The organism is Gilvimarinus sp. 1_MG-2023 (assembly GCF_030548285.1).
The window spans coordinates 1-228 of sequence record NZ_JAUOSC010001942.1; the positions used below are offsets into that span (position 1 = coordinate 1).

At 53.9% G+C, this 228-nt stretch carries 1 protein-coding gene; it reads right to left on the reverse strand.

The genetic code is table 11. The features are described from left to right. A partial coding sequence (gene rlmJ / locus Q4563_RS23435) for a 23S rRNA (adenine(2030)-N(6))-methyltransferase RlmJ (protein ID WP_303606255.1) occupies positions 1-228 on the reverse strand: 228 nt, incomplete at both ends.

The following is a 228-nucleotide window of genomic DNA, read 5'->3' on the forward strand; positions in this document are numbered from 1 at the left end:
GCCCAAACCAGGGAGAACCCGGATAGACAGGTTCTTCTGCGGCTTGCTGGCACTGACCGACCGCGTCCAGATAAGCACCCAGCTCAGGCCAGTCGGCTGCCGCCAAGCGGCCAATTCCAGTGCGATATTCTTCATTTTTTATCGCTTCGACTGATTCCAGCAAATAAACACCAGCCGCTGCATGGGTATCGATATAAACAAACGGCTTGTCCTTGCGCTGCAGATACT